The sequence below is a fragment of the Pseudomonas sp. LPB4.O genome, assembly GCF_038383825.1.
Lineage (GTDB): Bacteria > Pseudomonadota > Gammaproteobacteria > Pseudomonadales > Pseudomonadaceae > Aquipseudomonas > Aquipseudomonas putida.
Genome location: NZ_CP151298.1, coordinates 3,429,829 through 3,451,844 on the forward strand (window position 1 = coordinate 3,429,829; position 22,016 = coordinate 3,451,844).

General features: G+C 62.9%; 23 protein-coding genes. 16 read left to right on the top strand and 7 right to left on the bottom strand.

Going from position 1 to position 22,016, the window contains the following annotated elements:
- The first annotated feature begins 78 nt into the window (after nt 1-78).
- The 3 genes from MRBLPB4O_RS15425 (at nt 79) to MRBLPB4O_RS15435 (ending at nt 3,954) form a co-directional block, all read left to right on the top strand.
- Nucleotides 79-2,031 (top strand): FAD-dependent oxidoreductase, encoded by a 1,953-nt coding sequence (locus MRBLPB4O_RS15425; protein WP_341795769.1) that lies wholly within the window; start codon nt 79-81, stop codon nt 2,029-2,031.
- 39 nt (nt 2,032-2,070) lie between these two features.
- Nucleotides 2,071-2,670: a cupin domain-containing protein gene (locus MRBLPB4O_RS15430; protein ID WP_016500016.1), complete on the top strand. Its 600-nt coding sequence runs from the start codon at nt 2,071-2,073 to the stop codon at nt 2,668-2,670.
- An 81-nt stretch (nt 2,671-2,751) separates the two neighbouring features.
- On the top strand, nt 2,752-3,954 hold the full coding sequence (locus tag MRBLPB4O_RS15435) for an NAD(P)/FAD-dependent oxidoreductase (protein WP_341795770.1): 1,203 nt from the start codon (nt 2,752-2,754) through the stop codon (nt 3,952-3,954).
- Nucleotides 3,955-4,046: 92 nt separating this feature from the next.
- Here the strand turns inward: MRBLPB4O_RS15435 and MRBLPB4O_RS15440 are convergent, their stop codons facing one another.
- Nucleotides 4,047-4,658, bottom strand: coding sequence for an FMN-dependent NADH-azoreductase (locus MRBLPB4O_RS15440; RefSeq protein ID WP_043196405.1), 612 nt, complete (start codon nt 4,656-4,658; stop codon nt 4,047-4,049).
- A 133-nt stretch (nt 4,659-4,791) separates the two neighbouring features.
- On the opposite strand from MRBLPB4O_RS15440, the gene MRBLPB4O_RS15445 reads away from it, so the two are divergent.
- Nucleotides 4,792-5,694, top strand: a complete 903-nt coding sequence (locus MRBLPB4O_RS15445) for a LysR substrate-binding domain-containing protein (RefSeq protein ID WP_016500019.1) — start codon at nt 4,792-4,794, stop codon at nt 5,692-5,694.
- Nucleotides 5,687-6,046 (top strand): MmcQ/YjbR family DNA-binding protein, encoded by a 360-nt coding sequence (locus MRBLPB4O_RS15450; RefSeq protein ID WP_016500020.1) that lies wholly within the window; start codon nt 5,687-5,689, stop codon nt 6,044-6,046. The genes MRBLPB4O_RS15445 and MRBLPB4O_RS15450 overlap by 8 nt, the downstream gene beginning before the upstream one ends.
- A gap of 58 nt (nt 6,047-6,104) precedes the next feature.
- On the opposite strand, the gene MRBLPB4O_RS15455 is transcribed toward MRBLPB4O_RS15450, so the two are convergent.
- Nucleotides 6,105-6,518 (bottom strand): DUF1294 domain-containing protein, encoded by a 414-nt coding sequence (locus tag MRBLPB4O_RS15455; protein WP_341795771.1) that lies wholly within the window; start codon nt 6,516-6,518, stop codon nt 6,105-6,107.
- Nucleotides 6,511-7,341: an undecaprenyl-diphosphate phosphatase gene (locus MRBLPB4O_RS15460; RefSeq protein ID WP_049273419.1), complete on the bottom strand. Its 831-nt coding sequence runs from the start codon at nt 7,339-7,341 to the stop codon at nt 6,511-6,513. The genes MRBLPB4O_RS15455 and MRBLPB4O_RS15460 overlap by 8 nt, the downstream gene beginning before the upstream one ends.
- A 300-nt stretch (nt 7,342-7,641) precedes the next feature.
- On the opposite strand from MRBLPB4O_RS15460, the gene mcpP reads away from it, so the two are divergent.
- From mcpP to MRBLPB4O_RS15515, 11 genes are all read left to right on the top strand, one after another.
- On the top strand, nt 7,642-9,276 hold the full coding sequence (gene mcpP / locus MRBLPB4O_RS15465; RefSeq protein WP_341795772.1) for a methyl-accepting chemotaxis protein McpP: 1,635 nt from the start codon (nt 7,642-7,644) through the stop codon (nt 9,274-9,276).
- Between the two features lie 225 nt (nt 9,277-9,501).
- Nucleotides 9,502-10,068, top strand: coding sequence for a nicotinamide riboside transporter PnuC (pnuC, locus tag MRBLPB4O_RS15470; protein ID WP_341795773.1), 567 nt, complete (start codon nt 9,502-9,504; stop codon nt 10,066-10,068).
- On the top strand, nt 10,065-10,634 hold the full coding sequence (locus tag MRBLPB4O_RS15475) for an AAA family ATPase (protein WP_341795774.1): 570 nt from the start codon (nt 10,065-10,067) through the stop codon (nt 10,632-10,634). Before pnuC ends, MRBLPB4O_RS15475 begins: the two co-directional genes overlap by 4 nt.
- A 297-nt stretch (nt 10,635-10,931) precedes the next feature.
- The gene (locus tag MRBLPB4O_RS15480; protein WP_241800601.1) at nt 10,932-11,369 is read left to right on the top strand and encodes a hypothetical protein; all 438 of its coding nucleotides are present in this window, start codon (nt 10,932-10,934) and stop codon (nt 11,367-11,369) included.
- A gap of 1 nt (nt 11,370) precedes the next feature.
- On the top strand, nt 11,371-11,949 hold the full coding sequence (locus MRBLPB4O_RS15485; protein WP_174369441.1) for an adhesin: 579 nt from the start codon (nt 11,371-11,373) through the stop codon (nt 11,947-11,949).
- Between the two features lie 50 nt (nt 11,950-11,999).
- Nucleotides 12,000-13,451, top strand: a complete 1,452-nt coding sequence (locus MRBLPB4O_RS15490) for a heme utilization protein (RefSeq protein ID WP_341795775.1) — start codon at nt 12,000-12,002, stop codon at nt 13,449-13,451.
- Nucleotides 13,452-13,512: 61 nt separating this feature from the next.
- Nucleotides 13,513-14,193, top strand: a complete 681-nt coding sequence (locus MRBLPB4O_RS15495) for a C39 family peptidase (protein WP_341795776.1) — start codon at nt 13,513-13,515, stop codon at nt 14,191-14,193.
- A 45-nt stretch (nt 14,194-14,238) separates the two neighbouring features.
- On the top strand, nt 14,239-14,991 hold the full coding sequence (locus tag MRBLPB4O_RS15500; protein ID WP_016500030.1) for a hypothetical protein: 753 nt from the start codon (nt 14,239-14,241) through the stop codon (nt 14,989-14,991).
- 46 nt (nt 14,992-15,037) lie between these two features.
- Entirely contained in the window at nt 15,038-16,315 is a 1,278-nt protein-coding gene (locus MRBLPB4O_RS15505) for a hypothetical protein (RefSeq protein ID WP_341795777.1), read from the top strand.
- A gap of 136 nt (nt 16,316-16,451) precedes the next feature.
- The gene (locus MRBLPB4O_RS15510) at nt 16,452-18,653 is read left to right on the top strand and encodes an LTA synthase family protein (RefSeq protein ID WP_341795778.1); all 2,202 of its coding nucleotides are present in this window, start codon (nt 16,452-16,454) and stop codon (nt 18,651-18,653) included.
- A 95-nt stretch (nt 18,654-18,748) separates the two neighbouring features.
- Nucleotides 18,749-19,477 (top strand): thioredoxin family protein, encoded by a 729-nt coding sequence (locus MRBLPB4O_RS15515; RefSeq protein WP_341795779.1) that lies wholly within the window; start codon nt 18,749-18,751, stop codon nt 19,475-19,477.
- Between the two features lie 159 nt (nt 19,478-19,636).
- Here MRBLPB4O_RS15515 and ureG read toward each other — a convergent pair whose 3' ends face one another.
- The 4 genes from ureG to ureE are packed head-to-tail and all read right to left on the bottom strand — an operon-like array spanning nt 19,637 to nt 22,006.
- Nucleotides 19,637-20,260, bottom strand: a complete 624-nt coding sequence (gene ureG / locus MRBLPB4O_RS15520) for an urease accessory protein UreG (protein ID WP_010953755.1) — start codon at nt 20,258-20,260, stop codon at nt 19,637-19,639.
- Between the two features lie 11 nt (nt 20,261-20,271).
- Entirely contained in the window at nt 20,272-20,946 is a 675-nt protein-coding gene (locus MRBLPB4O_RS15525) for an urease accessory protein UreF (protein ID WP_341795780.1), read from the bottom strand.
- Nucleotides 20,946-21,491, bottom strand: a complete 546-nt coding sequence (locus MRBLPB4O_RS15530) for a HupE/UreJ family protein (protein WP_063423951.1) — start codon at nt 21,489-21,491, stop codon at nt 20,946-20,948. Before MRBLPB4O_RS15530 ends, MRBLPB4O_RS15525 begins: the two co-directional genes overlap by 1 nt.
- 17 nt (nt 21,492-21,508) lie before the next feature.
- Entirely contained in the window at nt 21,509-22,006 is a 498-nt protein-coding gene (gene ureE, locus MRBLPB4O_RS15535; protein ID WP_063423950.1) for an urease accessory protein UreE, read from the bottom strand.
- Nucleotides 22,007-22,016: the final 10 nt, after the last annotated feature.

Consider the following 22,016-nt stretch of genomic DNA (forward strand, 5'->3'; position numbering starts at 1 on the left):
AAAAAAACAAGTTGATTTTTTACTGGAGCTACACTTTCATAAACAAAACAAGAACAACACCGCACTGGAGCCGCCTGTATGCAGACCGCCTTCCCTCACCTGTTCGAAGCCTTGCAGCTGCGCGGCAAACGCTTGAAGAACCGCATCATGTCCACCGGCCATGACACCTGCCTGCCCACCGACAACCTGGTCAACGACAAGCTGATCGCCTACCAGCGCGACCGCGCAGCCGGTGGCGTCGGCCTGATCGTGCTGCAGGTTGCGGGGGTGCATGACAGCGCCCGCTACACCTCGCATGTGCTGATGGCCACCGACGATGCCTGCATCGACGGCTACCGGCAGCTTGCCGAGGCCTGCCATGCACACGGCACCGTGGTGCTGTCGCAACTGTTTCACCCCGGGCGGGAAATCATGGAGTCGGCGGACGGCCTGCTGGCGGTTGCCTACTCCGCGTCGTCGGTGCCCAACGAACGCTTCCGGGTGATGCCACGTGCACTGGACCAGCCGATGATCGACGAAATTGTCCAGGGCTACGCCAGTGCGGCCCGGCGCCTGCACCAGGCCGGGCTGGATGGCGTCGAGGTGGTGGCCAGCCATGGCTACCTGCCCGCGCAGTTCCTCAATCCGCGGGTGAACCTGCGCGGCGACGGCTACAACGGCAGCCTGGAACAGCGCCTGAGGTTCCTGCGTGAAGTGCTGGCCGCCGTGCGCGCCGCCACCGACGAGCAATTCATCATCGGCCTGCGCATAAGCGCCGACGAGCGCGACAGCCAAGGGCTGAGCGAGGATGAGTCGCTGGCCGCCGCGGTTGCCCTGCAAGCCCAGCTCGACTACCTGCACATCGTCGCTGGCACTTCGGCGTCCCTGGGCGGCGCCGTGCACATCGTCCCGCCTATGGCCATCGAGGCGGCTTACCTGGCCAGAGAAGCGGGAACCTTCAAGCAGCAACTGGACATTCCGTTGTTCGTTACCGGGCGCATCAACCAGCCCCAGGAAGCCGAACTGATCCTGGCCCGCGGCCAGGCGGATGTCTGCGGCATGACCCGTGCATTGATCTGCGACCCGCTGATGCCGAGCAAGACCGAACGCGGCCAGGTCGAAGATGTACGCGCCTGCATTGCCTGCAACCAAGCCTGCATCGGCCACTTCCATCGTGGCTTGGCCATCTCCTGCATCCAGCGGCCAGAAACCGGCCGCGAATTGCAATACGGGCAGCTGACGCCCGCCACCACGCCCAGGCGCATCCTCGTCGCCGGTGGCGGGCCCGCCGGCATGAAGGCCGCCGCCGTGGCCGCCGCCCGTGGGCACCTGGTAACGCTGTACGAAGCCAGCCCGCAGCTCGGTGGCCAGGTGCTGCTGGCCCAATTGCTACCGCGGCGCAGCGAGTTCGGCGGGGCCAGCACCAACCTGCAACGGGAAATGGCCCTGGCCGGCGTGGAAGTCGTTCGCAACACCCGGGTGGACCGCGCCCTGGTCGAGCGCGAGCGCCCCGACCTGGTCATTGCCGCCACTGGCGCTACCCCCTACTGGCCCGCGTTCGAGCGCATGGGTGAACTGCAGGTGGTGGACGCCTGGCAGGTGCTGCGCAATGAAGTGAAGCTGGGGCGTTCGGTGCTGGTGATCGACTGGCGCTGCGACTGGATCGGCCCTGGCATCGCCGAACGCCTGGTGCGCGAGGGGCACCAGGTGCAGTTGGCAGTCAACGGCACCCATTGCGGCGAGAACCTGCCGCTGTACGTACGCGACCAACTGGCCGGCGAGCTGCATCGCCTGGGCATCCCCATCACCCCTTATGCGCGCTTGTATGGCAGCGACGACAACACGGTGTACCTGCAGCACACCGCCAGCGGCGAACCGATGATATTCGAGGGCATCGACACCCTGGTGCTTTGCATGGGCCATCAGCCGGAAGACAGCCTGGCCAGCGAGCTGGCCGGCCTGGTAGAAGTGCGGCGCGTTGGCGACTGCCTGGCACCACGTACCGCGGAAGAAGCGATTCACGACGGCTTGACGGTTGCCTGGTCGCTCTGAGGCTGTACATACTGCGGCTTTTGCGATGGACCGACGTGCATGAGCCAACTCCCCCAGCCCCCCGCCAGCGAAGCCGGGGGCGCCGCACCGCAGTTCCTGGGCACCCGCATCCGCGGCCTGCGCAAGCGCCGCGGCATGACCCTGGCGGAGCTGGCCGCGCACAGTGAACTGACCGCCGGTTACATCAGCCAACTGGAGCGCAACCTTTCCTACCCGTCGATCCCGGCGCTGTTCAACATCGCCCGCAGCCTGGGTGTCACCATCCAGTGGTTTTTCGCCAGCGAAGCCACCACTGCACCAGAGGACCAGGGCTATGTGGTGCGGCGCAACAGCCGCCTGAGCGTGCACTATGAAGATGGCATCGTCGATCAACTGCTCACCCCCCAGCCCAACCGCCAGCTGGAGATCCTGCACTCGCGCTTCCCCCCAGGCACCTACAGCCAGCAAAGTTACAGCCATGAAGGCGAAGAAGCCGGCTACATCCTGAGTGGCAGCTTCGAGCTTTGGGTGGGCGAACGGTACTTCCAGCTGGGTGAAGGCGACAGTTTCAGCTTCTCCAGCCAGGAGCCCCACCGCTACGGCAACCCCGGCGAGGTGGATGCCGTGGTGATCTGGGTGATCACGCCGCCAACATTCTGAAGCACTCCTGCCGGCGTTCGTAACACCGTTGACCTGCAAGACGGTCTACCTTGTCCACCGAACTTGAAAAGGAGCACAACCATGAAGCAGATCCTGATCATTGGCGCGGGCTTTGCCGGCCTGTGGAGCGCACTCAGCGCCATCCGCCAGCTTGACCTCAACGGTAGCAAGGACGTCGAGGTCACCTTGCTCGCCCCCAAGGCCGAACTGCATGTGCGCCCGCGCTTCTACGAGCCCAACGTTCACACCATGGCCGCGCCGCTGCAGGACCTGCTCGATGCCGTCAACGTTCGCTTCGTGCAAGGCACGGCATTCTACATTGATGAAGCGGCCCGCCGGGTCAGCTACCGTACCCGCAGCGGCACCCAGTGCGCCCTGCCCTACGACCGCCTTATCATGGCCTGCGGCAGTGTGCTCAACCGGCCTGACATGGGCGGTATCGAGCACGTTTTCGACGTCGACAAGATCGACAGCGCTGCGCGGCTGGAAAGCCATCTCAAATCGCTGGCCAGCCTGCCCGACACGCCGGCGCGCAATACCGTAGTGGTGGCCGGTGGCGGTTTTACAGGTATCGAGACGGCCACCGAGCTGCCGGCACGGCTTCGGGAAATCCTCGGTGAGGACGCAGCGTTGCGTGTGGTAGTCATCGACCGCGGCGCCAGGATGGGTGCTGCGTTGGGAGACGGCATTCGCCCGGCCATCGAACAGGCTTGCGAGGCGCTGGGGGTGGAGTGGGTGTGCGGTGCCACAGTCGCTTCGGTTGACCCAGTCGGTGTGTTGCTGGACAACGGCCAGCGCATCGACGCCAATACTGTGGTGTGGACGGTGGGCTTCAAGGCCAACCCGCTCACCGAACAGATCAGCGGCGAGCGTGACCGCCTGGGGCGCCTGCACGTGGATGGCAACCTGAAGGTCAAGGGCAATGATGCGGTATACGCAGCCGGTGATGTGGCCTATGCCGCCTGCGACGAGCTAGGCAATTACGCAGTGATGTCCTGCCAGCATGCGATTCCGCTGGGGCGCCATGCAGGCAACAATGCCGCTGCCGAGCTGATTGGCGTGGCACCCATGGCCTACAGCCAGCCCAAGTACGTGACGTGCCTGGACCTGGGGGCCTGGGGCGCGGTGTATACCGAGGGGTGGGAGCGTGCGGTGTCGCCACCGGAGGACAAGGCCGAGGCCAAGGTGCTGAAGGCGCAGATCAATACACAGTGGATCTACCCGCCAGCGGCCGATCGGGCAGTGGCACTGGCAGCTGCCGACCCAACCATCCCGGTCGCCTGAAACGGCCTCATCGCCGGCAAGCCAGCTCCCACATGTACTGGGTGGGAGCTGGCTTGCCTGCGATGAGGCCATGACAGGCCAGCTAATGAGGATCAGGCAGCAGCAAACAGCTCGTTGGCAATTTGCGCCTGCGCAGCATCAATCGCCTGGCTACGCTGCTCCGGGCCATAGGCCAGGCCATGGGCGCGGACGATTTCCAGGTCGGTCACACCAATAAAGCCCAGGAACACTTTCAGGAAGTCTTCATGCCCGGCGCCAGTCGGCTGGCCAGCGTGGAGGCCACCGGCGGTGGACACCAGCACCACTTTCTTGTTGCCGCACAGGCCTTCCGGGCCCGCTTCGGTGTAGCGGAAGGTCTTGCCGGCAACAGCAACGCGGTCGATCCAGGCCTTGAGCTGGGTCGGCACGGTGAAGTTGTACATCGGCGCACCAATCACCACGGCATCAGCGGCCAGGAACTCTTCCAGGGTTTCCGCGCTCAGCTTGGCTTCGAACGCCTGGGCTGCATCGCGCACGTCTTCAGGGGTACCTGCGGCCACCAGGGTGGCGGCAGAGAAGTGCGCGATGGCGTCGGCGGCCAGGTCGCGGTACACCACCTCCACGCTCGGGTCGGCGGCCTTCCAGGCTTCGACCACTTCACGGCTCAGCTGGCGGGAGGCGGAATTGTCGCCCAGGATGCTCGAATCGATATGCAACAGTTTCATGGGACTCTCCAGTGATTGAAGACCGCAGCGTTGGGCGATCACGATGGAGAGAATCCTACCGGGATGAGTAATGGCTGATAAGCCGGCAAAAATGCGCTAGTTTGTCCCACAGATGGAACAGTGAGACATTCCCATGCAAGACCTCAACGACCTTTTCTACTTTGCCCGCGTGGTCGAAGCCGGCGGTTTCGCTGCAGCCGGGCGCCAGCTGGGCATCCCCAAGTCGCGCCTGTCACGGCGTATTGCCGAACTGGAGGAACGCCTGGGCACCCGCCTGCTGCAACGCACCACACGGCAACTGAAACTCACGGCGGTGGGCGAGCGCTACCTGCACCACTGCCAGGCCATGCTGCTGGAAGCCGAAGCCGCCGATGAAGCCGTAGCCAGCATGAGTAGCGAGCCGCGCGGGCGCTTGCGGGTGTCTTGCCCGGTGGCGCTGGCGCATGCCTTTCTGCCGGATGTGATCAGCCGCTTTCTTGCCCAGTACCCGCTGGTGCAGCTAGACATGGTACTGCTCAACCGCCGGGTCGACCTGATTTCCGAGGGCATCGACGTCGCGCTGCGCGTGCGAGACCTGGGTGATGAAGACCCCGCCCTGGTTACCCGTCGCCTGCGCCAGGCGCAGATGCAACTGGTGGCCGCGCCCGGTTTCGCCGACCACATCCGCGAACCGGGCGAGCTGGCGTCATTGCCGGTGCTGGGCGCCGCCGAAGCAGACCGGCTGGTGCACTTCCGCCTGTTCGGCCCCCAAGGCAAACAGCAGGAAATTGCCTTGGAGCCACGGTTGGCCATCGATGATTTCGTGGTACGTAACGCTGCTGTACGGGCTGGCCTGGGCTTCACCGCGCTGCCCAGCATGTTCTGCGAAGAAGAACTGGAACGCGGCGAACTGGTGCGCCTGCTGCCAGATTGGTCACTGCCAGGCGGCTACCTGCAGGCGGTGTACCCGCATCGGCGCGGTGTATTGCCCGCGGTGCGGGTATGGATCGATCACCTGGCGGCCTCATTCGAGGCCTGTGGAGAGCGGTATGTCTGACAGGAAGATGAGCGAAGCCCAGGTGGCAGCGTTTTGCCTGAGCCTGCCGGGTGCACGGGAAGACTACAAATGGGGCGGCATTCGGGTGTTTTCGGTGGCGGGCAACAAGATGTTCGCGGTGCTGGACCTGGCAGGTGCGGGGCTGTCGTTCAAAGTGGCCGATGAGCTGTTTCTCGGCTACTGCGACCGCCCAGGGGTGCGGCCTGCGCCGTATCTGGCGCGGGCGCGGTGGATCAGCATGGCGCTGCCCTACCCCATGGGTCGTGATGAGCTGTGTGATTTGCTGCAGCGCTCGCACCAACTGGTGGTGCGGCGGTTGCCTAAGCGGTTGCAGGTGGGTTTGTTGATCTAGTCAGCCTGTATTGGCCTCTTCGCGGGCATGCCCGCGAAGAGGCCAATACAGGTAAACATCAATTGAAGGGCAGATAACGCCCTTCAAAAAACAGCCAGTCCGCCCAGAACACCTGATGCACCAGCACAATCCCCCAGAACACCAACTGATACGAAACCTTGCGGGTCTTGTGCCGAAACAGCTGCTGTGCCAGCAAGGCCCCAGGCCAGCCACCCAGTAATTCACTGGCGTGCAGCACTTTCTCGGGTGTACGCCAGGCCTGTGTACGCGCCTGCTGCTTATCCTGCCAATACAGCAACAGGCTGATCAGGCTCATCGCCGGGTACAGCGCCAACGGCCACCAGGCTTCATCGTTCCAGGCCATGCGCGCAGCCCCCAGGCCAGGCAACAGGCAAAGCAGGCCCAACAGCAGCAGCTTCAGGCGCACATTGCGTACGCCTTCAGCCCGTTGCCCGCGCAATGCCTCAGCCATGTGCGGTGGACCAGTCAACCCAGCCGAACTGCCAGGTCGCCAGAATCAGCAGGCCGAAGACAATGCGATACCAGGCAAATGCGGCGTAGCTGTGGTTGGCAATGAACTTGAGCAGCGCACGCACAGCGATCATGGCGAAAATGAACGAAGTCACGAAGCCAATGGCAAACACCGGCAAGTCACTGGGCTGGAACAGGTCCCGGTACTTGTAGCCCGAGTACACCGCCGCACCGACCATGGTCGGCATCGCCAGGAAGAACGAGAACTCGGTCGCCGCTTTGCGCGACAGGCCGAACAGCAGGCCGCCGATAATGGTCGAGCCGGAGCGCGAAGTGCCCGGGATCATCGCCAGGCACTGGACAAAACCAATCTTCAGCGCATGGCTCCAACGCATGTCGTCCACATGGTCCACCTGCACGCTGTGGTCGCGACGCTCGGCCCAGAGCATGATGACCCCACCCACCACCAGCGCCGTCGCCACGGTGATGGGGTTGAACAGGTACTCGTGAATCAGGTCGGCGAACAGCACCCCCAATACCACCGCCGGCATGAACGCCAACAGCAGATTGCCGGTAAAACGCCGTGCCTTGGGCTGGCTGGTCAGGCCGAACACCACTTCGAGAATCTTGCCGCGAAACTCCCACACCACTGCCAGGATCGCCGCCAGCTGGATAATGATGTTGAAAGCCATGGCCCGTTCGCCGCCAAAACCTATCAGGTCGGCGACGATAATCTGGTGCCCGGTACTGGAAATCGGCAGAAACTCCGTCAGCCCTTCAACCACGCCCAAGATGATTGCCTGGAAGGCAGTCCAAAAATCCATCATTCCCCCGGATGGAGCGCTGCTTGGTGCAGGCCCCTTGTTCTTGATTTGCTTGAAATTGCCGCACGCGGCCCGGCTGTTTTACAGCGACTGTTGGGCGCAACGCCAGTGGAAAAGTTCACGGCGGCTAAAGGTTTCATCTTGCGCGGCCGAAATCCTAGCAGAGCGCCTTTGCATTCGCTTTACGAGACCTGCTGCAGACTATTACTAAGATATCACTTAGCCATTAGTCGAGTGGGGCCCTGGCGCAAAGCATGCTTGGATGCACCTCAATAAAAAGAACAATGCGGGAGCTCGTGGATGAAGACTCTGAGATCGATGTCGATCAGCCGTCGGCTGTGGCTGATCCTGGTGGTGGCAGTGGCCATGCTGGTGGTGCTGGGCCTGCTGATGCTGCGCCAGATCCACGGTGACCTGTACCAGGCCAAGGCGGAAAAAACCCGCCACGTGGTGCAGACCGCGGCCGGTGTACTGGCCTATTACCAAGGGCTGGAGGCGGCCGGCACACTCAGCCGCGAAGCCGCCCAGCAGCAGGCGCTGCAAGTGGTGCGGGCGCTGCGCTACGACCACGACGACTACTTCTGGATCAACGACCTGGGGCCCAGGATGATCATGCACCCGGCCAACCCCAAGCTCGACGGCCAGGACCTCTCGGCCATTCGCGACCCTGACGGCTTTGCCGTGTTCAACGAGATGGTCGCACTGGCCCGCCTGCAGGACGCCGGGCCGGTCAACTACCGCTGGCCCAAGCCCGGCGCCAGCGAGCCAGTGGCCAAGACTTCCTATATACAGCTGTTCAAGCCCTGGGGCTGGATCATCGGGTCTGGCGTGTACGTTGATGATGTGCAGGCCGAATTCGCCCGCCAGCTGCGCGACGCCTCACTGGTGGGCGTGGGCATCGCCCTGCTGATGGCGCTGGTGGTCTTGCTGATTGCCCGTAGCATCGCCCGCCCCTTGCAGGAGGCCGTGCAGGCCATGGGCAACATTGCCAGCGGCGAAAGCGACCTGACCCGGCGCCTGGACACCCACGGTCGTGACGAAATCACCCACCTGGGCGAGCACTTCAATCGCTTCAACGGCAAGCTGCAAGGTGTGGTCGGCCAGCTGAAGGGCGCCGCCCACGCATTGGCCCAATCCGCCGGGCATGTGGGTGACAATGCGGGTGCCGCACAACAGCACAGTGCCCAGCAATCGCTACAGATGGACCAAGTGGCCACCGCCGTGAACGAGGTGACGTACGCCGTGCAGGACGTGGCCAAGACCGCCGAACAGGCCGCCGGGGAAATGCGCACCGCGCAGCAGCAGGTAGCGCATGGTCAGCAAGCCATCCATGGCAGCCTGGCACAGATCGATCGGCTGTCGCTGACCATCGACCAGGCCGTGCAAGTGATCCGCGACCTGGCCGGGCACAGCACGCGCATCGGTGGCGTACTGGACGTTATCCGCTCCATCGCCGAGCAGACCAACCTGCTGGCGCTGAACGCAGCCATCGAGGCGGCACGGGCCGGGGAGCAAGGTCGCGGCTTTGCCGTGGTCGCCGATGAGGTGCGCCTGCTAGCCCAGCGCACAGCGCAGTCGACGGCCGAGATCCATACCATGATCGAGCACCTGCAAAGCCAGTCGGACGCGGCGGTCAAGGCCATCGACACCAGCAGCGAAGCCTCGCGCCAGACCGTCGAGCAAGCCCGCGAGGCCGGCGCCAGCCTGGATGCCATCAACCAGGTGCTGAACAACCTCACGGCCTTGAATGCATCCATTGCCAGTGCCACCTTACAGCAGGCGCATGTAGTCGAGGAGATCAACCGCAACGTGCTGGATACCGCCGGGCTGTCCCAGCAGACCGCTGACGCGGCGCGCCAATCGAGTGATGCCGGGGTGGCGTTGGGGCAGTTGAGCGAGGAGCTGGAACAATTACTGCGGCAGTTCCGGGTCTAGCCTTTGGACATCGACGCGGCCTCTGTGGGAGCGGCCTTGCGTCGCGAAAGGGCCGCAGCGCGGCCCCAGCAATCTATGTTTTGATGCCGAAATCCCGGGGCCGCTTTGCGGCCCTTTCCGACCGGTCCGGCGCCCCGGCAAGGCCGCTCCCACAATGTGCGCTACAACTTGGCCCAATGACCCGCTACAATCTCGCCCCTTCCCCGTAGCCTCCAAGGATCGCCGATGACCGGCCTTGAACTCATCGCCGCCGTCCTCGGCGTTACCGCTGTCTGGCTAACGGTCAAGCAGAACGCCTGGTGCTGGCCGATCGGCCTGGTCATGGTGCTGATCTATGGCTGGCTGTTCTACGAGGTAAAGCTGTATTCGGGCATGTTGCTGCAACTGGCCTACGCCATCCTGCAACTGTACGGCTGGTGGCAATGGAAGCGCCCCGGTCATGAGGAAGACGCCCGCCAGGTTTCCCGCCTGCAACGCCCGGCACTGATCAGCGGCCTGGTCGCCGGGCTGCTGCTGAGCGCGGCGCTGGGCGCGGCCATGGCCAACTGGACCGATGCCGCCCTGCCCTGGCTGGACGCCACCCTCACCGGCTTCAGCCTGGTAGCGCAACTGTGGATGGCCCAGAAGCGCCTGCAATGCTGGCCGCTGTGGGTAGTGGTAGACATCGTCTATGTAGGCCAGTACCTGCACCAGCAGCTGTATTTCACCGCAGGTTTCTTCGCCGTGCTTACCCTGATTGCCGTGCGCGGCTGGCTGGAATGGCGCCGTGACCCGGCGTTGGTGCAGCCATGAGCGCAGAACAGGCCATGAAGGTACTGGTGCTGTGCGGCCCCGAATCCAGCGGCAAGAGCTGGCTCAGTGGCGTGATTCAGGCGCATTTCGGCGGCGTGGTGGTAGCCGAGTACGTGCGGCACTTTATCGACCAGGAGTGCCGCGATACCTGCTACGCGGATATCCCCACCATCGCCCGGGGCCAACTGGCCTGGGAGGACCGGGCCCGCGAGCAGGCCCCACCGCTGCTCATCCTCGACACCCACCTGCTCAGCAACATGCTCTGGAGCCACGCCTTGTTCGATGACTGTCCGCCCTGGCTGGAACAGGCATTGCTTGCAAGACGTTACGACCTCCACCTGCTGCTCAGCCCGCAAGGTGTGGACTGGGTTGCCGACGGCCAGCGCAGCCAGCCCAATCTCAATGATCGCCAACGCTTTTTCGACGACAGCCTGGCCTGGCTGAAGCGGTATGATCAGGCACACCAGATACTTGAGGGCAATTGGCCGCAGCGCCAATTGCGGGCACTGCAGGCGGTTGCTATGCTGCTTAATATCGATGCGCCATCATGCCCTACCGAGTGTTAAGCCACTGAGACAGACCAGTGGGGCAAAGCCCCCGAAAACGCGGGGGTTTCCCCCGCATCGGGGACAGTGTCAAGCCATTGAAACACCCCTGCAAAAACCCTTCCAGTCAAAGCCACTGCTGGCTTGCACAGCAATACCCACGGCTACCTGTATCAACCCTGAGACAGAATACGCCGCAGATTCTCATCCATTTGCCTTAACCCGTTGATCTGAAAACGATTCTCAAAAGCGGCACACCTTCTGCTCTGTTGTTCGCATCGCTGAACAGGGCCAGCGCTCAAAGAAGGAGTTGCCGTCGTGAGGAAAAGTGACAAACGCCTCTATCACCTCGTACTGGTGGGTTGTGTATTGGGGTCACTGAGCCTGGCGGCCCAGGCGGACAACGGGATCATCATCATCAAGCGTGACGTGCAGGTGCGCAACGCGACGATCCCCCCCCTGATCCCTGACCCGAGCCCGACCACGGTCAACGCCAACCCTTCTGCCTACGTGCTCAAACAGACCAACGAGCTGAGCGATGGCGACTTTGCCAGCATCAGCAGCGGCGCGGGCATCAGCAACATGATCACCCAGCAGACCAACAACCTGGGCGGCAACCTCGGCAATCAGAACCAGCTGCCCAACCTGGCGGGTGGCCGGGGCACCGGTTCGGGCAACGGCATCTCGAATATGGTCAACTCAAGTGTTCAGCGCGGGCTCGCTCCGTTGCAGATCCTGACGGGCGGGGGCAAGTGAGATGAAGCACATGCTGCTGATTCTGGCCACCCTTTGCAGTGCGCCAGCCCTCGCCGATTCACTCGTTCCCGTCATCAATAACGCCAACATCGACAGCTCCGGCAGCCGCTACCAGGGCAACCTCTCTGTCAACCAGGCGGCTGGCGACAAACAGCAACAGGTCAATGCGCGCGCCATCGCCGTGGGGCCTGAAGCGAACGCCAGCACGCAGATCCGGCAACGGCTGAACACGCCTGCCGACCCCGCAATGGATGCCCGCTCGACCATTCAGGGCAACGCCTTCAGCAACGGCAGTGGCGCACTGGGGGTCAACCAGAGCGCCGGTGCCAATACCCAGCAAGCCAACGCCTTGAGCATCACCCTCAGTGCTCAACCGCAAAGCATCGACGACAGCGTCCTCCTGCAACAGAACGTGGCGCTGATCAACAACTCCGGAGCAACTGACATTCCAGCCGGCTATCGCCAGGTCACCACCAGTGACCAGGCATTCACCGGTAGCCGTGGGGTGATTCAGTTGAACCAGAGTGCCGGGGTGGGAAACCGCATGGCCAACACCTTGAGCATCCGGGTCGCGGATTGACCCAATCAGTTAAGAACAACACTTAACCTAATAAAGTACGGAGAATCACCATGAAACCCTCGATGGCAATCAAGCCTCTGGTGTTCGCAATTGCTGCGGTCATGGCTGTTGCTGTACAAGCTGGGCAAAACGATCGGCGTAATGACCACCATAACGGCCACCATAACAATGGTCAGCACACGCCTCCACCCACCAAGATCCCTGTGTATGCAACGGCCAATGCCTGGGATACCCAAACCAGCACCGATAACCACATCACCAATCAGGGCACCATCAACGAAGCCGAAATGAACCAGTCGGGTGAAGGTTCGAGCGGCAACGTCGGCATCAACGTGGCGGCCGGTAACGGCAACCAGCAGGATAACGCAGCTGCCATCGCTAACGCCGGCTCCGAGTCGAGCCTGGACAACAGCTTCGTGTTCGGCATGGCCAATGCCACTGCCGATGTCGTTCAAACCAGCTCAGACAACCGTGTCGACAACTATTCGACCCAATCGTCGGCTGTGATGAGCGGCTCGGCCAGCGGGGCTGAGGGCAATATCGGCATCAACGTCGCCGGTGGGGACCTCAACCAACAAAAAAACACCATGGCGATCGCCAACACCGGTGCTCCGCTGGGTAATGCCACTGCCACCGCGTCCGCCGAGCAGGATGGCCCAGGCCTGACGGTGAACAACTCCGCCGACCGTACCTATCGGGTGGATACGATTACCATCACCACCTCGGCAAGCGGTTCGAGCTCGCGTGATGGCACGTTCAACTCCACCGATGACCGCAACTCGTCGTCGAGCTTCAGCGTGGCCGGCGCGCAAAGCGCCAGCTCCAGCGGCTCCAGTGGCTGGAATTCCAGCGGTTCGAAAACCAGCAACGCCAGCGGGTCCAACAGTTCGAGCGCAAGCGGCTCGAACAGCTGGGGTGCCAGCGGCTCGGCCAGCGGCAGCAACAGCTCGTCGAGCAGCGCCAACCTGAACGCATCGCTGGATGCAGCCGCCAACGCTACGCGTACGCTCACCACCGATGATGGCCGTCGCGAGCGCACCCGCTCCAGCACCTTCGACGGTTCGCTGAGTGCATCGCTGGATGTATCGGTCGACAAGTCGCACGAAAGTGCATACGACTCGTCGTTCGAAAAAGCATTCGACTCCAACTACGACAAGTCGCGTGAATCGTCGTACGACAAGTCCAAAGAGTCTTCGTACACCAAGTCTCACGACTCTTCGTACGAGAATGCTTCGGCGTCTGATTTCTCGAAGTCTGGCGAGAAATCAAAACAATCCTCGAACGACGTTTCGAAGAGCTACAGCGAAAGCAGCGCTTACGACTTGAGCAATACCGTGTCCTTCCAAGTGCTGACCCCGACCGGCTGGGCCAACCCTGTGACCAATACTGCAACCCTTAGCGGTTCGGTAAATGGTGGCAGCGGCAACCTGGGCGTGAACGTGGCGGCCGGTGTGGGCAACCAGCAGAGCAACTCGCTGGCCATCTCCAACACCTCGTTCTAAACGCTGCGCTTGAGGCCCCCTCCGGGGGGCCTTTCTTCAACACACCGGAAGGCAACCGATCATGCGTATTTTCGCCTTGGCGTTTTTGCTGTGCCTGGCCAGCGTGAGCGAAGCTGCACAAATGCCGCTGTCCGTACTGCCGGGCGGCGCCGTGGTGTTCAAACCCCTCCAGAGCCTGCGCGAACGCAAATTTGCCGACCTGGTGCAACAGAAAACCGACTTCAGCTGCGGCGCCGCCGCGCTGGCCACCATCCTGCGCCAAGCCTACTGGCTGGATGTGGACGAACATCAGATCATCGAAGGCATGCTGGCCCACGCCGACCAGGACCTGGTGCGCACGCAGGGCTTCTCGATGCTCGACATGAAACGCTACGTCGAAAGCCTGGGCATGCGTGCCCGCGGGTATCGCGTAGCACCCGACACCCTGCACAGCGTGCGTATCCCGGTCGTGGTGCTGATGGACGTGCGCGGCTACAAGCACTTCGTGGTCATGCAGAAGGTCGACAAAGGCTGGGTGTACATCGGTGACCCGGTACTGGGCCACAAACGCTACAAAGTCGAAGACTTCCTCAAGGGCTGGAACGGCATCATTTTCGCCGTGATCGGCCAGGGTTACGACAAGAACAACATCCTGCTCGACCCGCCCCTGCCGCTGACCGCCAAGGGCCGGGTGGACACCTTCACCCCCGTGAAGGACAACGAGCTGCTGGACTTCGGCTTCATCAAAAGCGACTTCTTCTAACGACTGTTCTAATGACAAGGAGCATGATGCTCCAGGGAGCATTTCATGAAGACTTCTTTGTGGCTGGCCATGGCCTGCCTGGCTGCCAGCCTGCCAAGCCACGCCGAGGCGTTGAAACCCATTGAGCTGAAGGACCAGGAGCTGGCGAATCTGCGTGGCCGCTACGTGATGCCGGGACGCATCGTCAGCTTCGGCATCGTCATGAGCAGCACCTGGCAAAACGCCAAGGGCGACGTGATTGGGGCGACGTCCACGCTGCAGGTTCAGCAGTCGACCATCAAGCCCCAGTTCTATGTATCGATGATTGATGAAAAAGGTACAGGTACGGCGCCGGGCAGTGCGCCTTCTGCCGGGACTGGCGTGGTGACGGGCGGCAATGGCCTTGCTACTACCGAGGGTGTGACCCAGGTGGTACGTGCGGCCGGTGACAACAACGCGGCCTACAACAACGTCGATATCAACGTCACCAAGGCCAACCAGGCCCCCGCCGTGCAACAGCAAGGCCAGGTGCTGGCCGCCGGCCAGACCCTGGTCGGGGAAAACGGCGCAGGCGCGCTCAGTGTGTCTTCCAGCGGTGTAGGTGTGCAGCTCAATATCAATGCCAGCAACAACCAGGGCAGCAGCGTGCAACGCCTGGCCCAGGGGGGCCTGATGCAGAACTCGACATTGCTCGGCAACGGCAACCGGGTCAGCAACATGACATCCTTGAATGTCGTCATGCGTGAGAACGTGCCGACAGCGGCTTCGCTCAACGGCAGCCTTGACCAGCTCAAAGGTCTTCGCACCTTCGGATACTGATCTACGCTCAGTCTCATCAAAAGTAGTTGGAAGGGACGGCAACTCCATGTACCGATCTTTTACGCTCAGAGCTTTTGTGTGTTTGACTACCTTGGCACCCACAGCACTCTACGCAGCCGCCGATCCACAGGTCGAAGCGCTGAAACAGGAACTGATCGAACTCAAACGCCGTTACGAGGCCCAGCAACAGGCGCTGATGGTACTTGAACAGCGCGTGCGTCAGGTCGAGGAGGCCCCCGCAGCAGCGCCGCCCAAACGCCTGGTCAAGTCCCCCGCCGAGGGGGTCAAAGGTGCGCAGACCGTCGCCTCAGGCGCGCCAGGCACCACAGGCAGCTCTTACGGCCAGGCGCTCACCGCCGATTCCGAGCCGGCGCAAAGTGTTTCCAACCTGTATGACGAAGCCAGCGGATTCTTTGGCGGCGGCAAGTTCAGCTTCGAAACGGGTGTCACCTATACCCATTACGATACCCGTGCCCTGACGCTCAATGGCTTCCTGGCACTGGATTCGATCTTCCTCGGCAGTATCAACCTTGACCGGATCAAGGCCGACAACTGGACCCTGGACATGACCGCGCGCTACAACCTGGCGCAGCGCTGGCAGTTCGACATCAACGTGCCCGTGGTGTACCGCGAATCAACGTATTCGTCTGGCGGTGCGGGAGGCGCCGGGGCGACCACCTCCGATGCGACCGTCACCCGCGACCCGGAAATCGGCGACATCAACGTGGGCGTGGCCTACAAGTTCCTGGACGAGGACGAGACCTGGCCTGACGCGGTTGCCACCCTGCGGGTCAAGGCGCCGACCGGCAAGGACCCATACGGCATCAAGCTGCGCGAGGTCGACGGCAACAGCAACCTGGCAGTCCCGGACAGCCTGCCGACCGGCAACGGCGTGTGGTCGATCACACCGGGCATCTCGCTGGTCAAGACCTTCGACCCGGCCGTGCTGTTCGGCAGCCTGTCGTACACCTACAACATGCAGGACTCGTTCAGCGATATCAGCCCACAGGTCAACAGCAAGGTGCCGGGTGACGTGAAGCTTGGCGACTCCTGGCAGATTGGCGGCGGTATTGCCTTTGCCCTGAACGAAAAGATGAGCATGTCGTTCTCGGTGTCTGACCAGTTCGCCCGCAAGAGCAAGATCAAACCCGATGGCGGCGACTGGCAATCGATCTCCAACAGTGATTACAACGCGGCCAACTTCAACGTCGGCTTGACCTTCGCAGCCACCGACAACCTGACCATCGTGCCCAACCTGTCCATTGGTCTGACCGATGATGCGCCAGACTTTTCCTTCAGCCTGAAATTCCCCTACTACTTCTGACACTTGCCCTCTGCCGGGCCCGCTAGCGCGGGCCCGGCTTTTGGTTACCAGCCTTGTAGCAAACCGCTTTCCCTTCCCCGGCCTGTTATCATCCAGCACAGATGCATGACGATTTAATGGCAAAAGGGAAGTTTTTGTGAAGAACCTGTCAGACCACCCACGTACCCGGCTTGCCGCGTTGGCAACCCTGGTACTGGTGATCCCACTGGGTACGCGCGCCATGCTGGGCTGGTCCAACCCGCTCGGTTACCTGTCCGACCTCGCTCTTGGCAGCCTGCTGATAGTGCTGCTGCACCGTCGGCCATGGTGGCTGGCCCTGCCTGTGCTGCTGGCCTGGGCAGCCCTGTGGGTGGCTTCAGCCGAGTTGGTAAGCGCTGTGGGCCGGTTACCCACCAGCGCCGACCTGACCTACCTGGTCGACCCGCAGTTCATGGAGAATTCAACCGGTGGCGGCCTGGCCCATGCCTGGCTGCCCTTGACCATGGGTGCCGGCCTGCTGGCGTGGCTGGCCACCGCCTGGCGCAGCCGCAGCCAGCGCAGCATGCCGCTGCCACGTACGGCCTGGGCCATTCCGGTACTGCTGTTTGGTGCCCATTGGGGTGGCCAGCAGCTGGCACCTACCGACGCCGACCAGTGGCGCCAATACAACCTCACCCACCAACTGATGTCGGCCGGGGTCGGCAGCCTGGAGCGCACGGTCGAAGGCTGGATGGGCCATACGCAAACGTTCACACCGCTGGCCAGCAGTGGCCTGACCCAGTCCGACCTGCACGGGCAGCGGCTGCTGGCCGGGCCAGGCAGCGCTCGCAACCTGCTGGTCATTACCGTGGAGGGCATCCCCGGTGCCTACCTGCGGCCCAACCGCCAGGCCCTGCACAGCCGCTTTGACGAAGATCTGATGCCCAAGGTCAGTCAATGGGCCGAGCGGGGAATGAATACCCCGGATTATGTGCTGCATACCCACCAGACCATCCGCGGCCTGTACGCGATGCTGTGTGGTGATTACGACAAGCTGGCCAATGGCACGCCAAAGGGCGTAGAGCTGCTGACGCAGAACGAACGCAACCAGGCCTGCCTGCCAGCGCAACTGCGCCAGGCCGGCTTCACCACCCACTACCTGCAAGGTGCCGGCCTGCGCTTCATGGCCAAGGACCGCATCATGCCGCATATCGGCTTCGACTCGGTACATGGCCTGGAGTGGTTCCGCAACAAGAACTACCTGGATTTCCCCTGGGGCAAGGATGACCGCGCCTTCTTCGAAGGTGCCCTGGACTACGTCGGCCAGCTACAGAAACAAGACAAGCCGTGGATGCTGACCCTGCTCACCGTGGGTACCCACCAGCCCTACTCCGCGCCAGCCGAATACCTGGAGCGCTATGACACGCCAAAACAGGCAGCGGTCGCCTACCTGGATGACGCGCTCGGGGCCTTCCTCGACAACCTCGAACGCCAGGGCGTACTCAAGGACACTCTGGTGGTGGTGACCTCCGACGAGTCCCATGGTATCGACGGCGTGCGCCTGGCCTCATCCTGGGGCTTCAACCTCACCCTGGCGCCGGAGCAGGCGCAGCTGCCGCGTATCAAACGCGGCACCTATGGCCATATCGACCTGGCCACCTCCGTGCTCGACTACTTTGCGCTGCCCATTCCCATGGCGCTTGGCGGCCGCTCGCTGTACCGCGACTACAACACCGGCCGCGAGATGATTTCCTACACCAACGGCATGCTGCGTTACCACAATGGCCAAGGCGTGTTCACAGAGTGTGACTTCCAGCAACGCTGCCGACGGTACGCCAGCGAAGGCTTCATTGCCGATCAGGCCCGCTACCTGGGCCCGGGCGACAGCCTGCTCGGCCAGCAGATCGGCGCCCTGGCCGGGGTGCTCGACCAGTCACTGCTGCAAACCCCGCTCAACCTGCGCTACCAGTTCGGCGGCCCTTCGCCGATCAAGTTGCGCAAGCGCATTCACGATGACTGGGCCGACAACCTGATCGGCGCCCAGTACCTGGAAATGCCGGAAGGCTCGCATACCCGCGTGCGGGTCAAGGTTCGCTCGCTGGACCCCAAGCGTGTGGCCTACATCCAGCTCAAGGCCAAGCAACTGGAGCAGGACGTACCGTTGGGCTTGCCTGCTGAAGTGAAGGTCACCGCCGACGAGCCGCTGGAAATGGAGTTCAGCTTTGACAACCCGACCGAGCGCAAAGCGTTTTCCTTCCACTTGCTGGGCTACGGCGGCGGCAAGGTGGAGGTCAGTGACTTCAGCGTGATCACCGCGCTGCCCGGCGAGGAAGACGCAGCGGATGAACTGACCGAGGGGCATATCGCCCATTCGGGCTGAGCGCCTTACCGCTCATCAGCCGGTCACCGGTGCCTGTCGATTCGACCTTAGCGTGCTCGACTAGTGTGTGAATCCCCCAGCGTGGAGACAGCACCATGAGCACAAGCGAAAGCAGGCACCCGGTGGTTTCACGTAGCCAGTGGCTGGCGGCCCGCCAGCAACTGTGGCTGCACGAAAAAGCCTTTACCCACCACCGCGATGCGCTGGCAGCAGCCCGCCGCGCCCTGCCCTGGGTCAAGGTCGAGCACGACTATCAGTTTCAGGGGCCGGACGGCGGGCTGAGCCTGGCCGACCTGTTTGCGGGGCGCAGCCAGTTGTTGCTTTACCATTTCATGTTCGTCGAGGGCTGGAGCGAGGGCTGCCCCGGCTGCTCGTTCCTGGCCGACCATTTTGACGGTGCCAACCTGCACCTGGCTCACCACGACGTGTCGCTGGTGGCGGTATCGCGGGCACCGTACGCCGAGTTCCAGGCGTTCCGCCGGCGCATGGGCTGGCAGTTCCCCTGGTACTCGTCACACGGCAGCGGGTTCAACGAAGACTTTGGCGTCACTGTCGGCAGCGCGGGTGAGCGGCAGTACAACTATGAGCCGTATGAGGGCAGTGAAAGCGAATTGCCCGGTTTGAGTGCGTTCTACCGCGAAGCGGATGGCAGCGTGTACCACACCTACTCGACCTATGCCCGCGGGCTGGACATTCTGGTCAATACCTACAACTTCCTCGACATTGCGCCACTGGGGCGCAACGAAAGCGGAACCATGGACTGGGTGCGGCACCATGACCGCTATGAAGGGCAGCCAGACAAGCCACCCTGCTGCCACAGATGATCGAGGCAAGGCACGGTCGTTGTAGGAGCGGCCTTGCGCCGCGAAAGGGCCGCAAAGCGGCCCCGGCAGTCTGTGTTGAATTTGCGATCTTGGGCTGCTCTGCAGCCCTTTCGCGGCGCAAGGCCGCTCCTACACAGACCGCGCATGGCTGTCAGCTCTTTAGCCGCGCACACCCAGCATCCCGCGCTCGACAATGAAATCAATCACTGCCTGCAACCCCTCACCCTTCTTCAGGTTGCTGAAGGTCCACGGCCGCTGCGGGCGCATGCGCTGGGTGTCGCGCTCCATCACTTCCAACGAAGCCCCTACATAGGGCGCCAGGTCGGTCTTGTTGATGACCAGGAAGTCCGACTTGGTAATGCCAGGGCCGCCCTTGCGCGGTATCTTCTCGCCTTCGGCCACGTCGATCACGTAGATGGTCAGGTCGGCAAGCTCCGGGCTGAACGTGGCGCTGAGGTTGTCACCGCCGCTTTCGACGAAGATCACCTCCAGGTTGCCAAACTTACGCGCCAGCGCCTCGACGGCAGCCAGGTTCATCGAGGCGTCTTCGCGGATCGCCGTGTGCGGGCAACCGCCGGTTTCCACGCCCACAATGCGCTCGGGCTCCAGGGCGCCGGCCTCGGTGAGGATGCGCTGGTCTTCCTTGGTGTAGATGTCGTTGGTAACCACGGCGATCTGATAGTGGTCGCGCATGGCCTTGCACAGCGCTTCCAGCAGTGCAGTCTTGCCAGAGCCGACCGGGCCGCCGACCCCGACGCGCAGGGGTTGTTGATAGCTTTGCATGAAGGCAGTCCTCAGGAACGGAACAAACGGGTGTATTGGGTTTCGTGACGTGATGACGCAATGGCCAGCAATGGCAGGCCGCCACCGATCTGGTCGTCGCCCAGGGCCAATGCCTGGTCGAGGGCCGCAGGCAAGCCGGTGCTCAGGTCGCGCAGCAAGGTCTGGGCAGCCTGCTGGCCGAAAGGCACCAGCTTGACCCCGGCCATGACCGCGCCCTCCAACCAGGCAAAGGCATAGCCAAGGGCCAGCTGGCGCAGCGGAATTGCCCAGTGCACTGCCAACCAGGCCATACCGCCCAGCTGAGTCAGTTCAAGGCTGGCGCGCCAGGCCGGGGCCTGGCCCAGTTGCCAGCCATCAAGCAGCCGCGCAAACGCCGCGCCACGTTGTTGCTCTTCAAGGCGCAGCTCGGTGGTCTCGCGGTTGGCCAGCAGGAAGCGGCTCCAGTGGGCGAACGTCTGGACATTTTCGGTCTGGCAAGCGTGGTACAGGCGCGCCAGCAGCGGCCAGTCGAGGCAGGCCAGGGTGTCGTCGACCTGCTCGCGCTGCCAGGCAGCGAAACCGTCCACGCCTTTTACCCAGCCCGCCTCCACTGCCCACTCCAGGCCCTGCGAGTAGGTGAAGCCCCCTACCGGCAGGCCGGGGCTGGCCAGCTGCAGCAGTCGCAGCAATGCCATGTCGCTGTCCATCAACCGGCCAGCACCAGCGCGGCGCTGGCCAGCAAGCCGCCGCCAAAGGCCTTCTGCAGGCCACTGTGACGGCGCAACAGGCAACCGACCGCAAAGCCCGCTGCCAGCAGCAGGCCGCTGACCGCGACAAAGCCGGCGCTGAATTGCCAGAACGCACTTGGCGTGGCTTCTACGCCATGGGCCCAGCCATGGAACAGAGCGAACACTGGCATGGCCATGGCCAGCAGCAACTGACGGCTCGGCAGCAATACCGCCCCGCCAGCCACCAGCAGCGACAGGGCGATCAAGGTTTCCATGCCCAGCACGTCGCCAAACAGGTGGCCACACACTGCCCCACCAAACATCGCCGCCAGGGTTGCCAGGGGCAGTGTCAGGCTGCGTCCGGTCAATGCAGCGAGTACCCCGGTGCCCAGCAGCATCAGCAGGTGATCAAGGCCGGTCAGCGGGTGCAACAGGCCGTCCTGCAGCGGGTTGCTGTCATGGCCAGGGTGGGCGAAGGCTGGCAGGGCCAGCATCAGCAGAAACAGGGCGAACGTCTTTTTCATAGGTGCTCCGAGGCAGTTCAGGAATGGGCAGGCAGGCGCACGAACGGGTGATCGTGGCCGTGGGCATGGCTGTGGCCGTGCGGTGCGCTCTGGTACGCCCCCGCTTCAGGCTCGAATGGTGCCTGTTCCGCTTCTACGGTCAGGCCCAGGCCACGCAGCATGTCGTCCAGCACATGGTCATGCTGGAAGCGCAACAGGCCAGGCTCGATCTGCAGCGGCACGTGGCGGTTACCCAGGTGATAGGCCGCGCGGGCCAGCAGGTGCGGATCGGCGCAGCGCACCGTCGACACGGCCTCGGGCGCCGCCAGTACGCGAATCAGCTGGCTGCCTTCGGCATCGGCAAGCAGTTCACCGCCACGCAACAGGTGGCCGCGCTCGAGCATAAGCCCGGCTTCGCGCCCATCGTCCAGGGTTACCCGCAGGCGGCTCTTGATGCGGCTGTCCACGTCCAGGGTGACGGTGCCGCTTACAGCAAGCGTGCCGGTGTCGGTGATACGGCGGTTCAAGACAATCATTGGTGCTCCT

Bases quoted from the DNA above. Each gene is read 5' to 3' on its own strand.
- pnuC (WP_341795773.1), top strand. From the start codon at position 9,502: ATGACCGGCCTTGAACTCATCGCCGCCGTCCTCGGCGTTACCGCTGTC.
- MRBLPB4O_RS15475 (WP_341795774.1), top strand. From the start codon at position 10,065: ATGAGCGCAGAACAGGCCATGAAGGTACTGGTGCTGTGCGGCCCCGAA.
- ureG (WP_010953755.1), bottom strand. From the start codon at position 20,260: ATGCAAAGCTATCAACAACCCCTGCGCGTCGGGGTCGGCGGCCCGGTC.
- MRBLPB4O_RS15490 (WP_341795775.1), top strand. From the start codon at position 12,000: ATGAAACCCTCGATGGCAATCAAGCCTCTGGTGTTCGCAATTGCTGCG.
- MRBLPB4O_RS15525 (WP_341795780.1), bottom strand. From the start codon at position 20,946: ATGGACAGCGACATGGCATTGCTGCGACTGCTGCAGCTGGCCAGCCCC.
- MRBLPB4O_RS15505 (WP_341795777.1), top strand. From the start codon at position 15,038: ATGTACCGATCTTTTACGCTCAGAGCTTTTGTGTGTTTGACTACCTTG.
- MRBLPB4O_RS15425 (WP_341795769.1), top strand. From the start codon at position 79: ATGCAGACCGCCTTCCCTCACCTGTTCGAAGCCTTGCAGCTGCGCGGC.
- MRBLPB4O_RS15460 (WP_049273419.1), bottom strand. From the start codon at position 7,341: ATGGATTTTTGGACTGCCTTCCAGGCAATCATCTTGGGCGTGGTTGAA.
- MRBLPB4O_RS15455 (WP_341795771.1), bottom strand. From the start codon at position 6,518: ATGGCTGAGGCATTGCGCGGGCAACGGGCTGAAGGCGTACGCAATGTG.
- MRBLPB4O_RS15450 (WP_016500020.1), top strand. From the start codon at position 5,687: ATGTCTGACAGGAAGATGAGCGAAGCCCAGGTGGCAGCGTTTTGCCTG.
- MRBLPB4O_RS15515 (WP_341795779.1), top strand. From the start codon at position 18,749: ATGAGCACAAGCGAAAGCAGGCACCCGGTGGTTTCACGTAGCCAGTGG.
- MRBLPB4O_RS15485 (WP_174369441.1), top strand. From the start codon at position 11,371: ATGAAGCACATGCTGCTGATTCTGGCCACCCTTTGCAGTGCGCCAGCC.
- mcpP (WP_341795772.1), top strand. From the start codon at position 7,642: ATGAAGACTCTGAGATCGATGTCGATCAGCCGTCGGCTGTGGCTGATC.
- MRBLPB4O_RS15445 (WP_016500019.1), top strand. From the start codon at position 4,792: ATGCAAGACCTCAACGACCTTTTCTACTTTGCCCGCGTGGTCGAAGCC.
- MRBLPB4O_RS15435 (WP_341795770.1), top strand. From the start codon at position 2,752: ATGAAGCAGATCCTGATCATTGGCGCGGGCTTTGCCGGCCTGTGGAGC.
- MRBLPB4O_RS15495 (WP_341795776.1), top strand. From the start codon at position 13,513: ATGCGTATTTTCGCCTTGGCGTTTTTGCTGTGCCTGGCCAGCGTGAGC.
- MRBLPB4O_RS15500 (WP_016500030.1), top strand. From the start codon at position 14,239: ATGAAGACTTCTTTGTGGCTGGCCATGGCCTGCCTGGCTGCCAGCCTG.
- ureE (WP_063423950.1), bottom strand. From the start codon at position 22,006: ATGATTGTCTTGAACCGCCGTATCACCGACACCGGCACGCTTGCTGTA.
- MRBLPB4O_RS15440 (WP_043196405.1), bottom strand. From the start codon at position 4,658: ATGAAACTGTTGCATATCGATTCGAGCATCCTGGGCGACAATTCCGCC.
- MRBLPB4O_RS15430 (WP_016500016.1), top strand. From the start codon at position 2,071: ATGAGCCAACTCCCCCAGCCCCCCGCCAGCGAAGCCGGGGGCGCCGCA.
- MRBLPB4O_RS15530 (WP_063423951.1), bottom strand. From the start codon at position 21,491: ATGAAAAAGACGTTCGCCCTGTTTCTGCTGATGCTGGCCCTGCCAGCC.